15 protein-coding genes and 1 tRNA gene are annotated in these 14,834 nt (G+C 66.7%); 13 read left to right on the top strand and 3 right to left on the bottom strand.

Annotated elements, in window-relative coordinates:
* The first annotated feature begins 6 nt into the window (after nucleotides 1–6).
* The 9 genes from FEF27_RS06425 (at nucleotide 7) to ilvA (ending at nucleotide 8,047) form a co-directional block, all read left to right on the top strand.
* Nucleotides 7–1,383, top strand: a complete 1,377-nt coding sequence (locus tag FEF27_RS06425) for an NAD(P)/FAD-dependent oxidoreductase (protein WP_138170020.1) — start codon at nucleotides 7–9, stop codon at nucleotides 1,381–1,383.
* 56 nt (nucleotides 1,384–1,439) lie between these two features.
* Nucleotides 1,440–1,516, top strand: a tRNA-Leu gene (locus FEF27_RS06420).
* A 52-nt stretch (nucleotides 1,517–1,568) separates the two neighbouring features.
* Nucleotides 1,569–2,090, top strand: coding sequence for a TetR/AcrR family transcriptional regulator (locus FEF27_RS06415; RefSeq protein ID WP_138170019.1), 522 nt, complete (start codon nucleotides 1,569–1,571; stop codon nucleotides 2,088–2,090).
* Between the two features lie 106 nt (nucleotides 2,091–2,196).
* A complete protein-coding gene (locus FEF27_RS06410; RefSeq protein ID WP_138170018.1) occupies nucleotides 2,197–2,835 on the top strand; it encodes a biotin transporter BioY in 639 nt (212 codons plus the stop codon).
* The gene (locus tag FEF27_RS06405; protein WP_138170017.1) at nucleotides 2,832–3,536 is read left to right on the top strand and encodes an energy-coupling factor ABC transporter ATP-binding protein; all 705 of its coding nucleotides are present in this window, start codon (nucleotides 2,832–2,834) and stop codon (nucleotides 3,534–3,536) included. Before FEF27_RS06410 ends, FEF27_RS06405 begins: the two co-directional genes overlap by 4 nt.
* Entirely contained in the window at nucleotides 3,533–4,177 is a 645-nt protein-coding gene (locus tag FEF27_RS06400) for a CbiQ family ECF transporter T component (RefSeq protein WP_138170016.1), read from the top strand. Before FEF27_RS06405 ends, FEF27_RS06400 begins: the two co-directional genes overlap by 4 nt.
* Before the next feature lie 110 nt (nucleotides 4,178–4,287).
* Nucleotides 4,288–5,184, top strand: a complete 897-nt coding sequence (locus tag FEF27_RS06395; protein WP_243729121.1) for a Bax inhibitor-1/YccA family protein — start codon at nucleotides 4,288–4,290, stop codon at nucleotides 5,182–5,184.
* A gap of 116 nt (nucleotides 5,185–5,300) precedes the next feature.
* Nucleotides 5,301–6,779, top strand: a complete 1,479-nt coding sequence (locus FEF27_RS06390) for an AI-2E family transporter (RefSeq protein ID WP_138170015.1) — start codon at nucleotides 5,301–5,303, stop codon at nucleotides 6,777–6,779.
* Nucleotides 6,776–8,047, top strand: a complete 1,272-nt coding sequence (gene ilvA / locus FEF27_RS06385; RefSeq protein ID WP_138170014.1) for a threonine ammonia-lyase — start codon at nucleotides 6,776–6,778, stop codon at nucleotides 8,045–8,047. Before FEF27_RS06390 ends, ilvA begins: the two co-directional genes overlap by 4 nt.
* Before the next feature lie 9 nt (nucleotides 8,048–8,056).
* Here the strand turns inward: ilvA and greA are convergent, their stop codons facing one another.
* Together greA and FEF27_RS06375 are read right to left on the bottom strand one after the other, a co-directional pair.
* On the bottom strand, nucleotides 8,057–8,560 hold the full coding sequence (gene greA / locus FEF27_RS06380) for a transcription elongation factor GreA (RefSeq protein WP_243729120.1): 504 nt from the start codon (nucleotides 8,558–8,560) through the stop codon (nucleotides 8,057–8,059).
* A gap of 187 nt (nucleotides 8,561–8,747) precedes the next feature.
* Nucleotides 8,748–9,185, bottom strand: coding sequence for a DUF4307 domain-containing protein (locus FEF27_RS06375; RefSeq protein WP_138170012.1), 438 nt, complete (start codon nucleotides 9,183–9,185; stop codon nucleotides 8,748–8,750).
* 21 nt (nucleotides 9,186–9,206) lie between these two features.
* On the opposite strand from FEF27_RS06375, the gene mca reads away from it, so the two are divergent.
* From mca to FEF27_RS06360, 4 genes are all read left to right on the top strand, one after another.
* Complete coding sequence (gene mca, locus FEF27_RS06370) at nucleotides 9,207–10,220, top strand: mycothiol conjugate amidase Mca (RefSeq protein WP_138170011.1); 1,014 nt, start codon at nucleotides 9,207–9,209, stop codon at nucleotides 10,218–10,220.
* Between the two features lie 9 nt (nucleotides 10,221–10,229).
* Nucleotides 10,230–10,607: a hypothetical protein gene (locus tag FEF27_RS06365; protein WP_138170010.1), complete on the top strand. Its 378-nt coding sequence runs from the start codon at nucleotides 10,230–10,232 to the stop codon at nucleotides 10,605–10,607.
* A gap of 196 nt (nucleotides 10,608–10,803) precedes the next feature.
* Complete coding sequence (locus tag FEF27_RS13325) at nucleotides 10,804–11,769, top strand: endonuclease domain-containing protein (protein ID WP_166429936.1); 966 nt, start codon at nucleotides 10,804–10,806, stop codon at nucleotides 11,767–11,769.
* Between the two features lie 152 nt (nucleotides 11,770–11,921).
* Nucleotides 11,922–14,093, top strand: a complete 2,172-nt coding sequence (locus FEF27_RS06360; protein ID WP_166429935.1) for a thioredoxin domain-containing protein — start codon at nucleotides 11,922–11,924, stop codon at nucleotides 14,091–14,093.
* On the opposite strand, the gene trhA is transcribed toward FEF27_RS06360, so the two are convergent.
* On the bottom strand, nucleotides 14,086–14,775 hold the full coding sequence (gene trhA / locus FEF27_RS06355) for a PAQR family membrane homeostasis protein TrhA (RefSeq protein ID WP_138170008.1): 690 nt from the start codon (nucleotides 14,773–14,775) through the stop codon (nucleotides 14,086–14,088). The genes FEF27_RS06360 and trhA overlap by 8 nt on opposite strands.
* Between the last annotated feature and the right edge of the window lie 59 nt (nucleotides 14,776–14,834).

The raw sequence follows: 14,834 nt of genomic DNA, 5'->3' as shown, positions 1-14,834 counted from the left end.
GAGCCCATGGCACTGAAGCTCTCTGAAAAACCCCGAATTCTCATCGTAGGCGGCGGTTACGTCGGCCTCACGGTCGCCCAGCAGCTGCAGAAGAAGGTCAAGGCCGCTGGCGGGATCGTCACACTGGTCGACCCGCTTCCCTACATGACCTACCAGCCGTTCCTGCCCGAGGTGGTCGGCGGACACATCGAAGCCCGTCACGCGGTGGTGCCCCACCGCCGGCACCTGAAGGACACGGAGGTGATCACCGGCAAAGTCACCTCAGTGGACCACAGTGCCAAAGTGGCGATGATCGGTCTGGGTGAAGGCGACAGCGTCGAGGTGCCGTACCAGGACATCGTGATGGCCGCCGGAGCCACCACCCGCACCTTCCCCATCGAAGGTCTGGCCGAGAACGGCATTGGACTGAAGACCATTGAGGAAGCGCTGGGCCTGCGCAATCACATTCTGGAGCGTCTGGAAGCTGCCTCAGTCATGACCGATGAGACCGCCAAGCGGCGCGCGCTGACCTTCACTGTGGTCGGCGGCGGATTCGCCGGCATCGAGTGCGTCGCGGAGATGGAGGACATCATCCGCGCCGCCGTGAGCCAGAACCCCCGGCTGTCGCAGTCCGATGTGCGCATCGTCCTGGTCGAGGCCATGGGGCGGATCATGCCGGAAGTCACCGAAGACCAGGCGGTCGGCGTGGTGGAGCACCTGCGCGGCCGCGGCGTCGAAGTCCTGCTGAACACCTCGTTGGGCTCCGCCGTCGACGGCGAGCTGACCCTGATTGCGATGGCAGACAAGTCGACTGTGGACACCTTCGCCTCCGACACACTGGTGTGGACCGCCGGGGTGGCGGCCAACGCCGTGGCGCGCAGCTCCTCGTTCCCAGTGGACGAGCGCGGACGTCTCACGGGTTCAGCCACCCTGCAGATCCTCAATGAGGACGGCGACGTCATCGACGGCGCCTGGACCGCCGGCGATATCGCCGCCATCCCCGACCTCACCGGTGCGGGACCCGGCGGATTCTGCGTCCCCAATGCCCAGCACGCCTGGCGTCAGGCCAAGCTCCTGGCCAAGAACCTCTACGCGGCACGCTTCGGCGACGGTCGCATCGCCGAGTACAAGCACGACTCCCTGGGCGCGGTGGCCGGGCTCGGCCTCTACAAGGGAGTCGGCAACCCGATGGGCGTCAAGGTCAAGGGCATGCTCGCCTGGGCGGCCCACCGTGGGTACCACGGTATGGCCATCCCCACCCTGGAACGTAAGGTGCGCGTAGCCGGCGGCTGGGTCAACGAGCTGATCTTCGGCCGCGACGTCACCCCGTTGCGGGACCTGGAGAACCCGACCCGGGCCTTCTACGAGGCAGCCGGAGGCACCAAGGAGAAGGTCAAGCGCTGAGCCTTCGCCGATCTGCGAGGCAGGAGGGCCGGCGGCAGCGCACGGCCCTCCTCCCGCCCCCTATAGCCCAACTGGCAGAGGCAGTCGACTTAAAATCGATACAGTCTGGGTTCGAATCCCAGTAGGGGGACCACGGCGCCGAGCTCCGGCGCGCCCGGTACGGCGACCAGCCGTATGCTGGGGGTATGGCATTGACGGCGGGGCAGATCGTGGAAGCTGCCCACGGGTTGGTGACCCGGTACGGCGTACAAGATGTGTCGATGCGCCGAGTCGCCGGGGAGCTCGGGGTACGCCCCGGAGCGCTCTACTACCACGTCCCGAATAAGCAGGAGATGCTGCGCCGGGTAGCACGTCGGGTGCTGGAGCCGTTGCACGAGGTCACCGACGAGCCGCTGGCGCTCCTGCAGCGGCTGCGCCAACTGGTGCTCGCGCTGCCCGACGGTGGAGACCTCATTCTCATCGCCTATTCCTTGGACCCTGAACTGCCGCCAGTGCCCGCTCTGCGGTCGGGCCTGCTGCTGCACAGCTGCACCCCTGCAGAGGCAGAGGAGACCGCGGCAATACTGATGCGCTACGCGCTGGGAGCGCTGGCCGTGGAGCAGAACTCTCTGCTGTTCGGCCAGTCCGACCCGGCAGCCAGCGTGCGCTATGAGCGGGGCCTGCTCGCGCTGCTGGCCGGCGTGCGGAACACCGTGTCTTCCCCGTAATTTGAACCCACTAATTTGAACCCGCTAATTTGAACACCGTTCAATTACGGCTTAAAGTGCTCTTAGCCCCTCACTCACACCCTGTACAGCCACTGGAAGGTGCCCCATGTCCCATTCAGCCGCGGAGAGCCCTTCCGTCGAGCCCCCTTCCGTCGAGAGCACTGCTCCGCGCCGCCCGGGGCGAAACACCGCTCAGGACATCGCGCTCATCGGAGTCTTCGCCGCACTGATCGCGGTGCTGGCCTTCGCCCCCCCCATACCTGTGGGAAACTTCGGCGTCCCCATCACCCTGCAGACGCTGGGTGTCTCGCTCGCAGGCCTCGTCCTGGGACCCTGGCGGGGGGCAGCAGCGGCCGGACTGTATGTGGCCCTCGGCCTGCTGGGCCTGCCGATCTTTGCCGGGTTTGTCGGCGGTTTCGGCGTGCTGGCTGGACCCTCGGCCGGCTATCTGCTGGCCTTCCCGCTGATGGCGCTGGTCACCGGTTTCATTGCGCGCGCTGTGCTGCGCCGCGGCCCGGTGCGCTGGCGGGTGCCGCTGCTGTTCCTGGCCGCGATCGCCGGCAGCATCTTGGTCAACCACCCCATGGGCATCCTCGGGATGAGCATCAACCTGCAGGTCACCCTCGGGGAGGCCTTCCTGTTCGACGTCGTCTTCTGGCCCGGCGACATAGTGAAGTCACTGGTGGCCGCCGGTGCTGCCGCACTGGTTCACCGGGCTGCTCCGTGGATCCTGGTCAGGGGATGACCGAGGCGGCGGGCATTGAGTTCACCCGCGTCCGGGTGGTGGCGGGAGACCGCCTGCTGCTGAGCATCCCGGCGCTGCAGCTCACCGAGCCGCGCATCACCGTGATCGGGCCCAACGGCGGAGGGAAATCGACGCTGCTGCAGCTGATCAACGGGCTGGTGGAGCCCACGGAGGGTTTCGTCAGCGTAGACGGACACGACACGGTGGACCACGGCCGAGCTGTGCGCCAGAGTGCGGGGTTTGTCTTCTCCAGTCCCGCGGCCCAGCTGGTCATGCCTACCCCGTTGGAGGACGTGGAGCTGTCCCTGCGGCGCACCGTTCGCGACTCCTCCGCCCGCCGCGCAGCAGCAACGCAGTGTCTGACCGAGCTCGGCATCGCAGACCTGGCAGACCGCAGCTCCCAGGAGCTGTCCTCCGGACAGCAGCAGCTGGTGGCCCTGGCCACCGTCCTGGTGCTGAAGCCGCGGATTCTGCTGCTCGATGAGCCCACCACTCTGCTGGACCTGATCAACGCCCGGCGTTTCATCCAGCAGGTGGAGGCGCTGGGTCAGCGCCAGAAGATCACCACCATCACCGCCACCCATGATCTGGACCTGGCCGCCCGGGCTGATCGCACCCTGCTGGTGCAAGGCGGCAGAATCGTCGCCGACGGGCCCCCGGAACGCGTGATCGGCACCTACCGTCAGCACAGCACCGTATGAGGTCGCGCCGCCGCCCCCGCCGACTGCGCCCGCGTGAACAGGTGCTGGGCCGCAGAGCACCGGGGCGGAGCTTCCTGCACAGAGCCCCCGGCGGCCTCAAAGTGCTCGTGCTGGCGATAGTCACCGCGGCAGTCCTGCTGATCCGCGAACCCATGGTGAGTCTCGGCGTCGTCGTGCTGGTGCTGGTAACCGCCGGCGCGGCCCGGGTGCCGCTGAGGATGATTCTGGTCCTGGTGCGGCGGCTGTGGCTTCTGCTGACGGTGTTGGTGGTGCTGCAGCTGATGCTCAACGACCTCTTCACCACCGCGGAGGTGCTGAGCCGCATCCTGGCCTGCCTGCTGGCCGCCCAGCTGCTGATGCTCACCACCGAACCCACCGAACTGGTCGGAGTCCTGCGCCGGATCCTTACCCCGCTCCGGTTTCTCGGAGTGCGGCCGGGACGGGTCGCCCTGGCTGCGCTGATCACCCTGCGGTCCATCCCGTACCTGGCCGATACCTTCCACTTGGCCGGGCAGCAGGCCCGCGCACGGGGCCTGGAGCGGGACCTGCGCGCACGCACAGTGCCGCTGCTGCTGGGTGCGGTGAACCATGCGCGGAACACGGGGCGTGCGCTCAATGCCCGCGGAATCGAGGAAGTCTGAGCGTCCCGGGCCCGTCACGGGGCGTGGCGAGTGCCCCCGTGCTTGTAGAATAGACACAGGCTAGAACTCCGCCGTTGATGACGTACCCCATGAAGGAGAGCGCAACCACTATGGCTATGCAATTTGGCAGCTCGAGCAACCCGGTCTTCAAGTCCGGGGCGATGCCAGACCAGTTCAATGCGGATAAGCGCCGTCGGTTCTACATGGATTCCGGCGCCGGCACCGTGCGCGAAGAACGTCAGCAGAAGACCTACGCCCAGCAGCATGGTCTGCCGAAGGCGGAGGAGCTGCAGCGGCAGTACGACATGCCTGAGCACGCAGGGCGTGAAGGCACACCGATGACCTACGACGACGTCATCCGGAAGACCGTCACCAGCTTTGCGGTGCTGCTGGTCGGAGCCGGTGCTGCGGTCACATTGGCCAGCATCATGCCCGGCATCGTGATGGGCCTGGCGCTGATCGCCGTGCTCGGCGGTCTGGTGCTGGGACTGGTCAACGCATTCCGGCGGGAGCCGAACCCTGCACTGATTCTGGCCTACTCCGCCGCCCAGGGCTTTTTCCTCGGCGCGCTCACCTGGGTCCTGGAAATGGCCTACCCCGGAGTCGCCGTCCAGGCTGTCACCGCCACCCTGGTGGTCTTCGGCACCGTGCTGGCGCTGTTCAAGTCCGGCAAGGTCCGCGCCACCCCCAAACTCACCAAGTTCTTCTTCACCGCGCTGCTCGCCTACGCGGTGTTCAGCCTGCTGAACTTCGGGCTGGTGCTGTTCACCGACATCGGAATGTTCGGCATGCGCGCCGGCTGGTTGGGTGTGGCGATCGGCGCCTTCGCCATCCTGCTGGCCAGCTACTCCCTGGTGCTTGACTTCACCAATATCCAGGAGGGTGTGGACGCCGGCGTGGAGCAGAAGTACGGCTGGGCGGCCGCATTCGGCCTCACCGTTTCCCTGGTGTGGCTCTACATCGAAATCCTCCGGGTGATTGTCATCCTGCGCTCCATGACGGAGTGAGCTGACGCCACTGCACACCCGCCGCAGGGCCCGTTGCGCGTTCAACCGACGCGTGGCGGGCCCTTTCGCGCAGGTGACGACGTTGCGGGCAGGTGTTCCGTGACAAGATGGAGCCCATGAGCACCGGCCCCACTCCAGAGAAAGCCGGGGAATCTGCCACCACCTACGCGGTCGAACCCCCGGCTGCAGGTGGCCTCGCAGCCCCGAACGAGGACACGCCGTCAGCTGATTCCAAAGAGTCGGACGAGAATCGCCTGCGCCAAGACATCCCCTGGGGAGTGCGCATCGCCGCGGAGTGGTCTTGGCGGATCATCATCATTCTGATTGCCGCCGGGGTGACCATCTGGCTGCTCAGCCATGTGATGCTCCTGCTGATCCCGCTGCTGATCGCCGGGCTGCTGGCCTCCCTGCTGCGGCCGCTGCACAACACGTTCCGCAGGCTGAAGTTCCCCCGGATCCTGGCTTCCATGACCTCCATCCTTGTGCTCATGGGTGGGGTCTTCGGCATTCTGTACCTCGTCGGCAGCGAGATCGTCTCCGGGTTCGCGGAGATGGCCGGCCAGGTGGAAACCGGCATTTTCGAGCTGATTGACTGGGCGGACCAAATAGCGCGGAACTTCGGCATAGAGATCTCCACCGAGCAGTTCAATCAGGGTCTCGAAGAGGCGATGAACTGGATCGAGGAGAATTCGGACGCCATTATGTCCGGCGCGGCCGGCGTCGGCTCCGTGGCCGGCAACATCATCATCGGCACCGTTCTTGTCCTGTTCACCCTTATTTTCTTCCTCGCCGACGGCCGCCGGCTGTGGGACTTCATGGTGGTCTTCGTTCCCGCCAAGCACCGTCCAGCAATCCACGGTGCCGGTCGCAGGGGTTGGACCGCGGTGGGCACCTACATGCGAGTCCAGGTGTTCGTCGCCTTCGTCGACGCGCTCGGGATCTACATCGGTGCCCTGATCCTCGATGTGCCGCTGGCGCTGCCGATCGCGGTGCTGGTGTTCTTCGGCGGCTTCGTGCCCGTGGTCGGTGCCGTGGTCACTGGTGCGGTGGCAGTGCTGCTGGCCTGGGTGGCACATGACTTCATGACCGCACTGCTGATGCTGGGCGTGGTGCTCCTGGTCCAGCAGATCGAGTCAAACGTGCTCCAGCCGATCATCATGGGCAAGGCCGTCAAGCTTCACCCCCTGGCCGTGGTGCTCGCGGTGACCGCCGGCACCACGCTCCTCGGGCTGATCGGCGCGCTGTTCGCCGTGCCGGTCCTGGCCTTCATCAAACGCGCCACCCAGTACCTCAACAAGGAGGAATGGCGGGGCGACGCCGACGCCCTGGCCATGGAACGCACCGTCAAGGAGGAGGCCCTGCGCCGAGCCGCCCAGCGGGAGCAGCTGGAGGCCGAGGAGCAGGCCAGCACGGCCTCGCTCAAGCGGCGAATCTTTGAGACCCTTCCTGTGCTGGACCCGCACAAACACGGCCCCGGCCGCGGCAAAGGCACTGAGGAGGACGACGCCGATACGCCGCCACCCAGCCCCGTGCCGGCCTCCCGTGACCGCCGAACCCCAGCTGCCGACACCGACAAGGACTCACCCTCGACATGACCCACCAGGACTCACTGCACGTACCCGGCCGCGAGCTCAATGTTCAGCTCAGTGATATCACCTCGGCGCGCGAGCTTCTCGAAGGGGTCATCGTCGACACTCCCATGGAGCATTCCCGGGCACTGGGCAGGATGCTCGGGGCCACGGTGCACCTGAAGGCAGAGAACCTGCAGCGAGCCGGATCCTTCAAGGTCCGCGGCGCCTACGTGCGCATGGCGCGGCTGAGCGATGAGCAGAAAGCCCGCGGCGTGGTCGCAGCTTCGGCGGGAAATCACGCGCAAGGGGTAGCGCTGGCCGCTAAGAAGCTCGGCGTCCAAGCGACCATCTTCATGCCCCGGGGCGTGGCGCTTCCCAAACTGGCCGCGACCCGGGACCACGGAGCGGAGGTGGTCCTGCACGGCTCCAACGTTGACGAGGCCCTCGTCGAAGCCCAACGATTCTCCGACGAGTCGGGCGCGGTCTTCATCCACCCGTTCAACCACACCGATGTGGTCGCCGGCCAAGGGACTATCGGCCTGGAGATCCTGGAGCAGCAGCCCGATGTGGACACGGTGTTGATGGGTATCGGAGGGGGAGGCCTGCTGGCTGGGGCCGCAGTGGCGCTGAAGCAGCAAGCTGCCCGGGAGGGCCGGACCATCAAGCTGATCGGTGTCCAGGCGGAGAACGCCGCCGCCTATCCGCCCTCACTGGCGGCGGATGCTCTGGTCCCGCTCAAAGGCGTGCGCACCATCGCCGACGGCATCGCGGTGGGCAGGCCCGGCGAAATACCGTTCGAGATCATCAAAGAGCTCGTCGACGACGTCGTCACGGTCAGTGAGGACGCCATCGCCAAAGCACTGATTTTCCTCCTGGAACGCTCCAAGCTGGTCGTCGAGCCCGCCGGAGCCGTGGGAGTCGCGGCACTGATGGAGGGGAAACTGGCGGAGTTGGGCATCAATCCCAAGAGCGTCGTCGCGGTGCTCTCCGGCGGGAACATCGATCCCATGCTCATGCTGCGGGTGATTCAGCATGGGCTTGCCGCCGCCGACCGGTTCCTGACCGTGAAGCTGATGCTCAAGGACCGCCCCGGCGAACTCGCCATCATCTCCAAGATCATCGCTGACACCGACGCCAATGTCATCGGAGTGGATCACTCCCGCATCGGCGGTGAGCTCTCCATGGGAGATGTCTCGATCGTGATCAATATGGAGACCAAAGGCACTGAGCACTCCGCGCTGGTGCTGAATTCCCTACGAGCCGAGGGGTACGAGCCGCTGGTGACGCACTGAGGGCGTCTGCTAGCCGGTGTAGGGCTGGGCGGAGAGGACCTCGACGTCGATCTGTTGACCGTTGGGCGCGGTGTAGCTCACCTTGTCGCCCTCCTGGGCTCCGTTGATCGCTTCACCCATCGGAGAGGCATCGGAGTACACGGCTAGGTCGGTATCCCCGGCGACCTCACGGTTGCCGAAGATGAACTCCATCTCACGCCCTGCGACCCGGGCTTTCACCAGCATCCCGGGCTCGACGACGCCGTCGTCCGGGGGAGTGCCGCCGACGTTGGCGTTCTCCAGCAGCTTGGACAGGTAGGCAATGCGGGCCTCAATCTTGCCCTGCTCCTCTTTGGCAGCGTGGTACCCACCGTTCTCCTTCAGGTCGCCTTCTTCGCGAGCTGAGGCGATGCGGTCCACGACTTCCTGACGACCGGGGCCCTTGAGCTGATCGAGCTCGGCAGACAGCCGGTCGAAAGCCTCCTGCGACAGCCACTGAGCGTTTCCCTCGACTTCTGTGGTGTGTGCGGACACGGTGGTCTCCTCTTCTGATCTGCAGCTAGTCGGTCTGCTCTGCAGGCCGCTACCTAAATAGAGACCCCGCCGGGGCATACCTGGCGGGGTTGTTGCGTAGTGAAACAGTCTAGGGACGTCTGAGCGGAATCTCAACGATCTGGGCGTGATTGCGCCCATTGTGAACGCCAGGTCAGCGCCGGATGTGTCAGTCCACCAGCCAGCAGGAGTCCACAATTCCGGTCACAGCCCGGTACTCGGTGCGCAGCTCGGCGCTGTAGTACCGGCTGCGCTGGGCTTCGCTGCTGCCCTCATGGGGGCCAATGGTCACAATGCGCGCACCCACAATGGCGTAGGAGTCGTCCAGGGCGTGGAGCATGCACTGGGCGGTGTCCTCAAAATCCTTGGTCACCTCGAAGTCCACCTCAGCGCGGGAATCCGACACGATCGTGTAGCCGACATCCTGGTACTCCAACCGCCCGATATTCAGGCTGACGGTGAACCAGACGGCAGTGGCGAACGCCAGCAGCAGAGCGCCGACGATGAGCCCCCGCTGAGCTCGGGGCGACAAGCCTCTGCGCGCAGCGCCGTAACGCTGCGAGATATCCGAGGGGGCAGGACTGCCGACGGTCTGGGGGTTGCGCATCAGCGACTATTGTATGGGGTTATGCACCACACCACGGCATCTGAAAGCGCCCCGGAATCCCCGGCTGTCCCCGCCGATGACCCTCGTGCTGCGGCAGCCGCCGACGAGCTCGAGGCCCGCGCGCCGCAGGCCAGCGCCGGGGTGCCGAACTCGGAAGGGCTGCGACTCTTGGCAGTGCACGCCCACCCTGATGATGAATCCTCTAAGGGTGCTGCCATGATGGCGGCGTACGCCGCCGCCGGTGCTGAAGTGATGGTCGTGACCGTCACCGGAGGTGAGGCCGGCAGCCTCCTGAACCCTGCCGCCGCCGAAATCCAGCAGTGTCACCGCGATCTCACCGGAGTGCGCCGACTGGAAATGGCCGAAGCCGCGCAGGCGCTGGGGGTGCAGCATGTATGGCTGGGCTTCCACGACTCGGGCCTGCCGGAGGGGGACCCGCCGCCGGCACTGCCCTTCGGCTCCTACGCCTCTCTGCCGCTGGACCTGGCCAGTGCGCCTCTGGTGCGGCTCATCCGCCGCTTCCGGCCGCATGTGGTGACGTGTTATGACGAGTCCGGCGGTTACCCCCATCCGGACCACATCATGAGCCACAAGACCACGCTGGAGGCATATCACGCTGCCGGCGACCCCGAGAAGTACCCGGACTGCGGCGAGGCCTGGGAGCCGCAGAAGCTCTACTATGACCGGGCCTTCAACCCGGGCCGGTTCCGAGCCCTGCACGAGGCGCTCATCGCAGCCGGCATCAATTCGCCGTTCGGCGAGCGGTTGGCGCGCTGGGACTCCGATGAGCGTCCGGATTGGCTGACTCACCATGAGGTGACCACCCAGATACCGGTCGGGGACTTTCTGGAAGCCCGTGACGTCGCCCTGCGGGCCCACCGCACCCAGGTTGAGCCGGACGGCTTCTTCTTCGCTACGCCCAATGACTTTCTGCGCGAGGTCTGGCCCTATGACGATTTCGTCCTGGTCGATTCCAAAGTGGAGACCTCCATCCCTGAGAAGGACCTGTTCTCGGGACTGCGCGGAAACCCGTAGAATAGGGCTGTGTTCACTCTTGCCGGCGCGTCGGTCCGCTCCCTCACCCAGTGGTGGCCGGGCGGCGGCGGTGGCGAGTCGCCCAATCTGCGCGATGGGCTGAGCGAAGCAGACATCACCCCCGGAATCGAAGGCTTCCTCTTCACGCTGCTCATTGTGGTGATGCTGATCGTGGTGATCCGCGACCTCGCCAAACGCATGCGCCGGATGAAGTACCGCACCATCGCGGAAGCAGAGCTCTCCGGGGAAGAGCCGGAGTTTCCCGGCGAAATCACCCCTGCCGGCATCTCTGACGCCCAGCAGCACGCCCGCACCGCAGCCGCCGAGGCGCGGTTCGGCTCTGCAGCCTCTGCCTCGGGTCACCAGGATCCCGCTGACCGCGCCTAGCTCCCGCCCCGGCACCTAGCCCTCGCAGACGGGCCCACCCCCGCACAAGTGTCACATCCGGCCGTTACTGAGGCCACACGCCCCAGTCAGAACGTGGGGAATCGACACTTCTCGGCCTTTCCAGCCCTCTCCACCAGTTATTCACAAGCTGTGGATAACCATCACGCTCCGGAGGAAAATTCGGCAGGCTGAGGTCATGCGCCACCCCCAACCGCTGCCGCCCCCGCTTCGCCGCGCTGCACTGACCGTGCCTCGGCTGCGCGCCCACGGCATCCCGGAGTCGCGGCTGCAGCGCGCTGACATCGTCAAGCTGGGCTCGGGCGTCTACCTGGCCCGGGAGACTGCGCAGCGGCTGGACGCGCTGGGCCTGCTGCGCCTCCGCGCCTGCGGTCTGCTCCGGGATGTGGCCGGCTGCTGGTTGTCGCACACCACCGCCGCCAAGCTGTGGGGCTTGCCGCTGCATGCTGCCGATGACGAGGCGGTCCACCTGTCGGTACCCAGCGCCAGCCCCAACCTGCCCCGCCGCCAGGGAGTCATCGGGCACAAGTCCGCCGCCACTGCCGACGAGCTCCGCACTGTGGAGGGGATGCTGATGAGCGGGCCGCAGCGGCTCTGGCGTGAATGCGCTGCCCTGCTGTCGGTCCCGGCGCTCGTAATCCTGGGCGACTCTCTGGTGCGCCAGCCTCGCTACCGCTTTGAGGGCCGCAGCGAACCGCACACCACCATCGAAGGGCTGCACGAGGTGCTCCATCGCCACCCCCGCTTCCCAGGCCGGCCCCGCGCCCGCGCCGCCGCTGCGCAGATCCGCGTGGGCGCCGACTCTGCACAGGAGACGCTGCTGCGACTTGCGATGCTCCGCGCAGGCCTGCCGGAGCCGGAGCTGCAGCTTCCTGCGGATCCACAGCTGCCCCGCTCGCCGTGTGCAGACCTGGGCTACCGGCGATGGCGGATCGCGATCCAGTATGACGGCGCCTGTCACTTCGACGCGGACCGGGCCAAGGAGGACCGGCGGGTGGACCGGTTCTTCCTCGCCAGAGGATGGACGGTGCTGCGGTATTTCGACGCCGACGCACGGACCGGCTTCACCGGGGCGGTCGAAGAGATTGGGCGGGCCATCGCCCACCGCGAACGCGCCCTGACCGGCAGCAGCGGCTCCTCCTGACCCACCCCCGAGCCGAGAAGTGTCGGATCCCTTCGTTCTCGTCGCCCGCTCGATCCTCAGAACGAGCCGATTCGACACCTCTCACCCATCCAGCTCGCCCGGAGCCGTCAGCAGGCCATGGACACACGCGCCAGCCCAGGTACCGTGGGGTCATGGCACAGCGTCTCAGCAGCGCCCAGTCAGCCTACCTGCGTCAACACGCGGACAATCCTGTGGACTGGTGGCCCTGGGGAAGCGAAGCCTTCGCCGAAGCAGCGCGGCGGGATGTGCCGGTCTTCGTCTCCATCGGCTATGCCGCCTGCCACTGGTGCCACGTGATGGCCCATGAAAGCTTCGAGGACCCCGAGGTGGCGGCGTTTCTCAACGACCGGTTCGTCAGCATTAAGGTCGACCGCGAAGAACATCCCGATGTGGACGACGCCTACATGGCTGCCACCCAAGCTTTGACGGGACAGGGCGGCTGGCCGATGAGCGTCTTCGCCCTGCCAGATGGCCGCGTCTTCCATGCCGGCACCTACTTCCCACCCCGGCGCGCCGGACAGGTGCCATCCTTCACAGAGGTCCTCCACGCCGTCGACGACGCGTGGACCCAGCGCCGCGAGCAGGTGCAAGACCAAGCCGTGGCCATCGCTGAGGCGCTGGACAAACAGCGGCGCCGTCAGTCCCAGCTGGCCACTGTGGTCCACACCCCCGGCGACGACGCCGCCCCGCTCCTGGAGAGCCGCGCCATGGCAGCGATCACCGCCCAGGTTCTCCAGGCGCTGATCGCTGACGAGGACACGGTGCACGGTGGATTCGGCGCAGCCCCGAAGTTCCCGCCCTCCCCGCTGCTGGGCTGGCTGCTCGAGGAGTCGGCCTGGGCAAGGCGCGAGGACCCGACCGGTCCGGCTGACCGAGCCGGCGGACTCGCCGTGCACACGATGGAGGCCATGGCCCGCTCGGCGCTGTTCGACCACGTAGAGGGCGGATTCGCCCGCTACGCCACAGACCAGGCCTGGCAGCTGCCGCACTTTGAGAAGATGCTCTCCGACAATGCCCAGCTGCTGGGGGCCTACACACGCCTCTCCCGCCACCCCGCGGCGGACTCCGAGGTTCAGGCCCGGGCCGAGCGGGTCGCCAGGATGACGACCACCTGGCTGATGGAGCGGATGCGCACCGCAGACGGACTCTTGGCCTCCTCACTGGACGCTGACACTCAAGACGCCCAAGGTCACCGTGCCGAGGGCTCGACCTACCTCTTCAGCGACGAACAGCTCTATGAGGCCGCCACTCACTCCGGGCTCGGCAGCGCCCAAGCACACCGGCTGACACAGCTGAACCGGGGCGTGCCGGCCGATGAGCATGCGCTGCGCGCTGGCGCCCCGCTGAACATCAGCGCCGCCACCCCCAGAACCGTGCACTTCGACGAGCCGCTGACAGGTGCCGATCGGGAGCTCTGGGAGGCTGTGCTGCCGCAGCTGCAGCGCATCCGCGCCCGCCGCCGGCAGCCGGCCCGCGACGACAAGGTGGTGGCCGCGTGGAACGCCCAAGCCGTCCGCTCTCTGGCGGAGGCTGCGATGGTGTGGGACGACGCCGAGGTTCTCAGTATCGCCGAACAGTTGGCTGAGACGCTGTGGACGGTGCACGCTGTCCCCGAGACGGAAGGCGCCCGGATCCACCGCACCTCCTACGGCGGCGTCCGCGGGGAGCGGCTGGGCACACTGGCCGACCACGCGCAGGTGGCCAATGCCTGTTTCAGCTTGGCCTCCGCACTTGTTGGCACCGGCCGGGAGCACCCCTGGGGCAGGCGCGCTCAGGAGGTCCTGAGCTGGACCCTCACTCGCGCTGTGCAGCGCAGTACCGACGACGACGCCCTGACCCTCGCCGATACTTTCGAGGAGTCAGCGGCCCCGGGTCAGACTGGTCCGCAGCTCGCCTCCCCGGTGGACGGACCGGAGCCCAGCAGCATCGCTGCCCTGGCCCAAGCTCTGCAGACGTCGGCGGCGCTGCAGCATGCTGCGGTACTGGACCCGGCAGACATTCTCCACCACGTACCAGTGGTCGCACCCCAGGCACCGCTTGCCGCCGGAGGTTCCCTCACGGCCGCACGCCGGGCGGCGGTGGGGTCGCCAGCGTTCCGCATCCTCAGCGCCACCGCGGCGGACCTGGCGGAAGTCAGGCGAGCCGGCGCGCTGCTGGGGATCCCTCTGGAGCAGTTGGGGGAGAGCGCCGTCGTCGGTCCGGAGCAGCAGTTGGCGCTCAGCGTGTGTCTGACCGGACCGGGCGGAGGAGTGTGCCTGGCCCCGGCGCAGACGGTCCGGGGCGCGCTGGCTGGAATCAGCTGATGGCCACCAGGATCGCCGCATAGTGGCAGATGAAGCCCACCAGTGTGCAGGCGTGGAAAAGCTCGTGGAAGCCGAACCACGCCGCTGAGATGTTCGGGCGCTTCATCGCGTAGAAAACCGCCCCGGTGATGTAGGCCGCGCCTCCGGCGCAGATCAGCACCGCGGAGGTGAGGTCAGCGGCGAAGAAGTCGCCGATGAACCAGACGGCGGCAAGTCCCAGCACGATGTAGAAGATCGTGTACAGCCAACGCGGCGCGTCAGTCCAGAACAGCCGGAACGCTACCCCGCCCAGCGCACCGGCCCATACAGCGGTCAGCAGGATGCTCCGCTGCGGGTCCTCCAACAGAGCCAGCGTCATCGGGGTGTAGGTCCCGGCGATGATGAGCAGAATATTGGTGTGATCCAGGCGTTTGAGCACCCGCGCCATCGCAGGTGACCAACGCCCCAAGTGATAAATCGCAGACACGGCAAAAAGCACCAGCCCGGTCACCGCGTAGATCCCAGCAGCCACGCGCAAGGAGCTGGTGGGTGCCAAAACGACCACCACAATCCCGGCCGCCAGCGCCAGGGGCACCATGCCAGCATGCAGCCACCCGCGCATACGCGGTTTCACGGCAATATCGGTGTCGAGGAGCTGATCGGCTGGGGCAACACGTTCTGCGGAGGCGGTGGTGGGAGCCATTCCCTCATTCTAGCCACCGAGGGTACTGTTCAGTAACATACTGTGCGAAAGCGGGCGGC

The sequence above is a fragment of the Nesterenkonia sphaerica genome (assembly GCF_005771565.1).
GTDB classification, from domain to species: domain Bacteria; phylum Actinomycetota; class Actinomycetes; order Actinomycetales; family Micrococcaceae; genus Nesterenkonia; species Nesterenkonia sphaerica.
Note: the sequence above shows the minus strand (reverse complement) of the source record. Positions and strands in the feature narration are given on the sequence as shown.

Coding starts and splice junctions, on each gene's coding strand:
- FEF27_RS06425 (WP_138170020.1), top strand. CDS start 7: ATGGCACTGAAGCTCTCTGAAAAACCCCGAATTCTCATCGTAGGCGGC.
- FEF27_RS06415 (WP_138170019.1), top strand. CDS start 1,569: ATGGCATTGACGGCGGGGCAGATCGTGGAAGCTGCCCACGGGTTGGTG.
- FEF27_RS06410 (WP_138170018.1), top strand. CDS start 2,197: ATGTCCCATTCAGCCGCGGAGAGCCCTTCCGTCGAGCCCCCTTCCGTC.
- FEF27_RS06405 (WP_138170017.1), top strand. CDS start 2,832: ATGACCGAGGCGGCGGGCATTGAGTTCACCCGCGTCCGGGTGGTGGCG.
- FEF27_RS06400 (WP_138170016.1), top strand. CDS start 3,533: ATGAGGTCGCGCCGCCGCCCCCGCCGACTGCGCCCGCGTGAACAGGTG.
- FEF27_RS06395 (WP_243729121.1), top strand. CDS start 4,288: ATGGCTATGCAATTTGGCAGCTCGAGCAACCCGGTCTTCAAGTCCGGG.
- FEF27_RS06390 (WP_138170015.1), top strand. CDS start 5,301: ATGAGCACCGGCCCCACTCCAGAGAAAGCCGGGGAATCTGCCACCACC.
- ilvA (WP_138170014.1), top strand. CDS start 6,776: ATGACCCACCAGGACTCACTGCACGTACCCGGCCGCGAGCTCAATGTT.
- FEF27_RS06375 (WP_138170012.1), bottom strand. CDS start 9,185: ATGCGCAACCCCCAGACCGTCGGCAGTCCTGCCCCCTCGGATATCTCG.
- mca (WP_138170011.1), top strand. CDS start 9,207: ATGCACCACACCACGGCATCTGAAAGCGCCCCGGAATCCCCGGCTGTC.
- FEF27_RS13325 (WP_166429936.1), top strand. CDS start 10,804: ATGCGCCACCCCCAACCGCTGCCGCCCCCGCTTCGCCGCGCTGCACTG.
- FEF27_RS06360 (WP_166429935.1), top strand. CDS start 11,922: ATGGCACAGCGTCTCAGCAGCGCCCAGTCAGCCTACCTGCGTCAACAC.
- trhA (WP_138170008.1), bottom strand. CDS start 14,775: ATGGCTCCCACCACCGCCTCCGCAGAACGTGTTGCCCCAGCCGATCAG.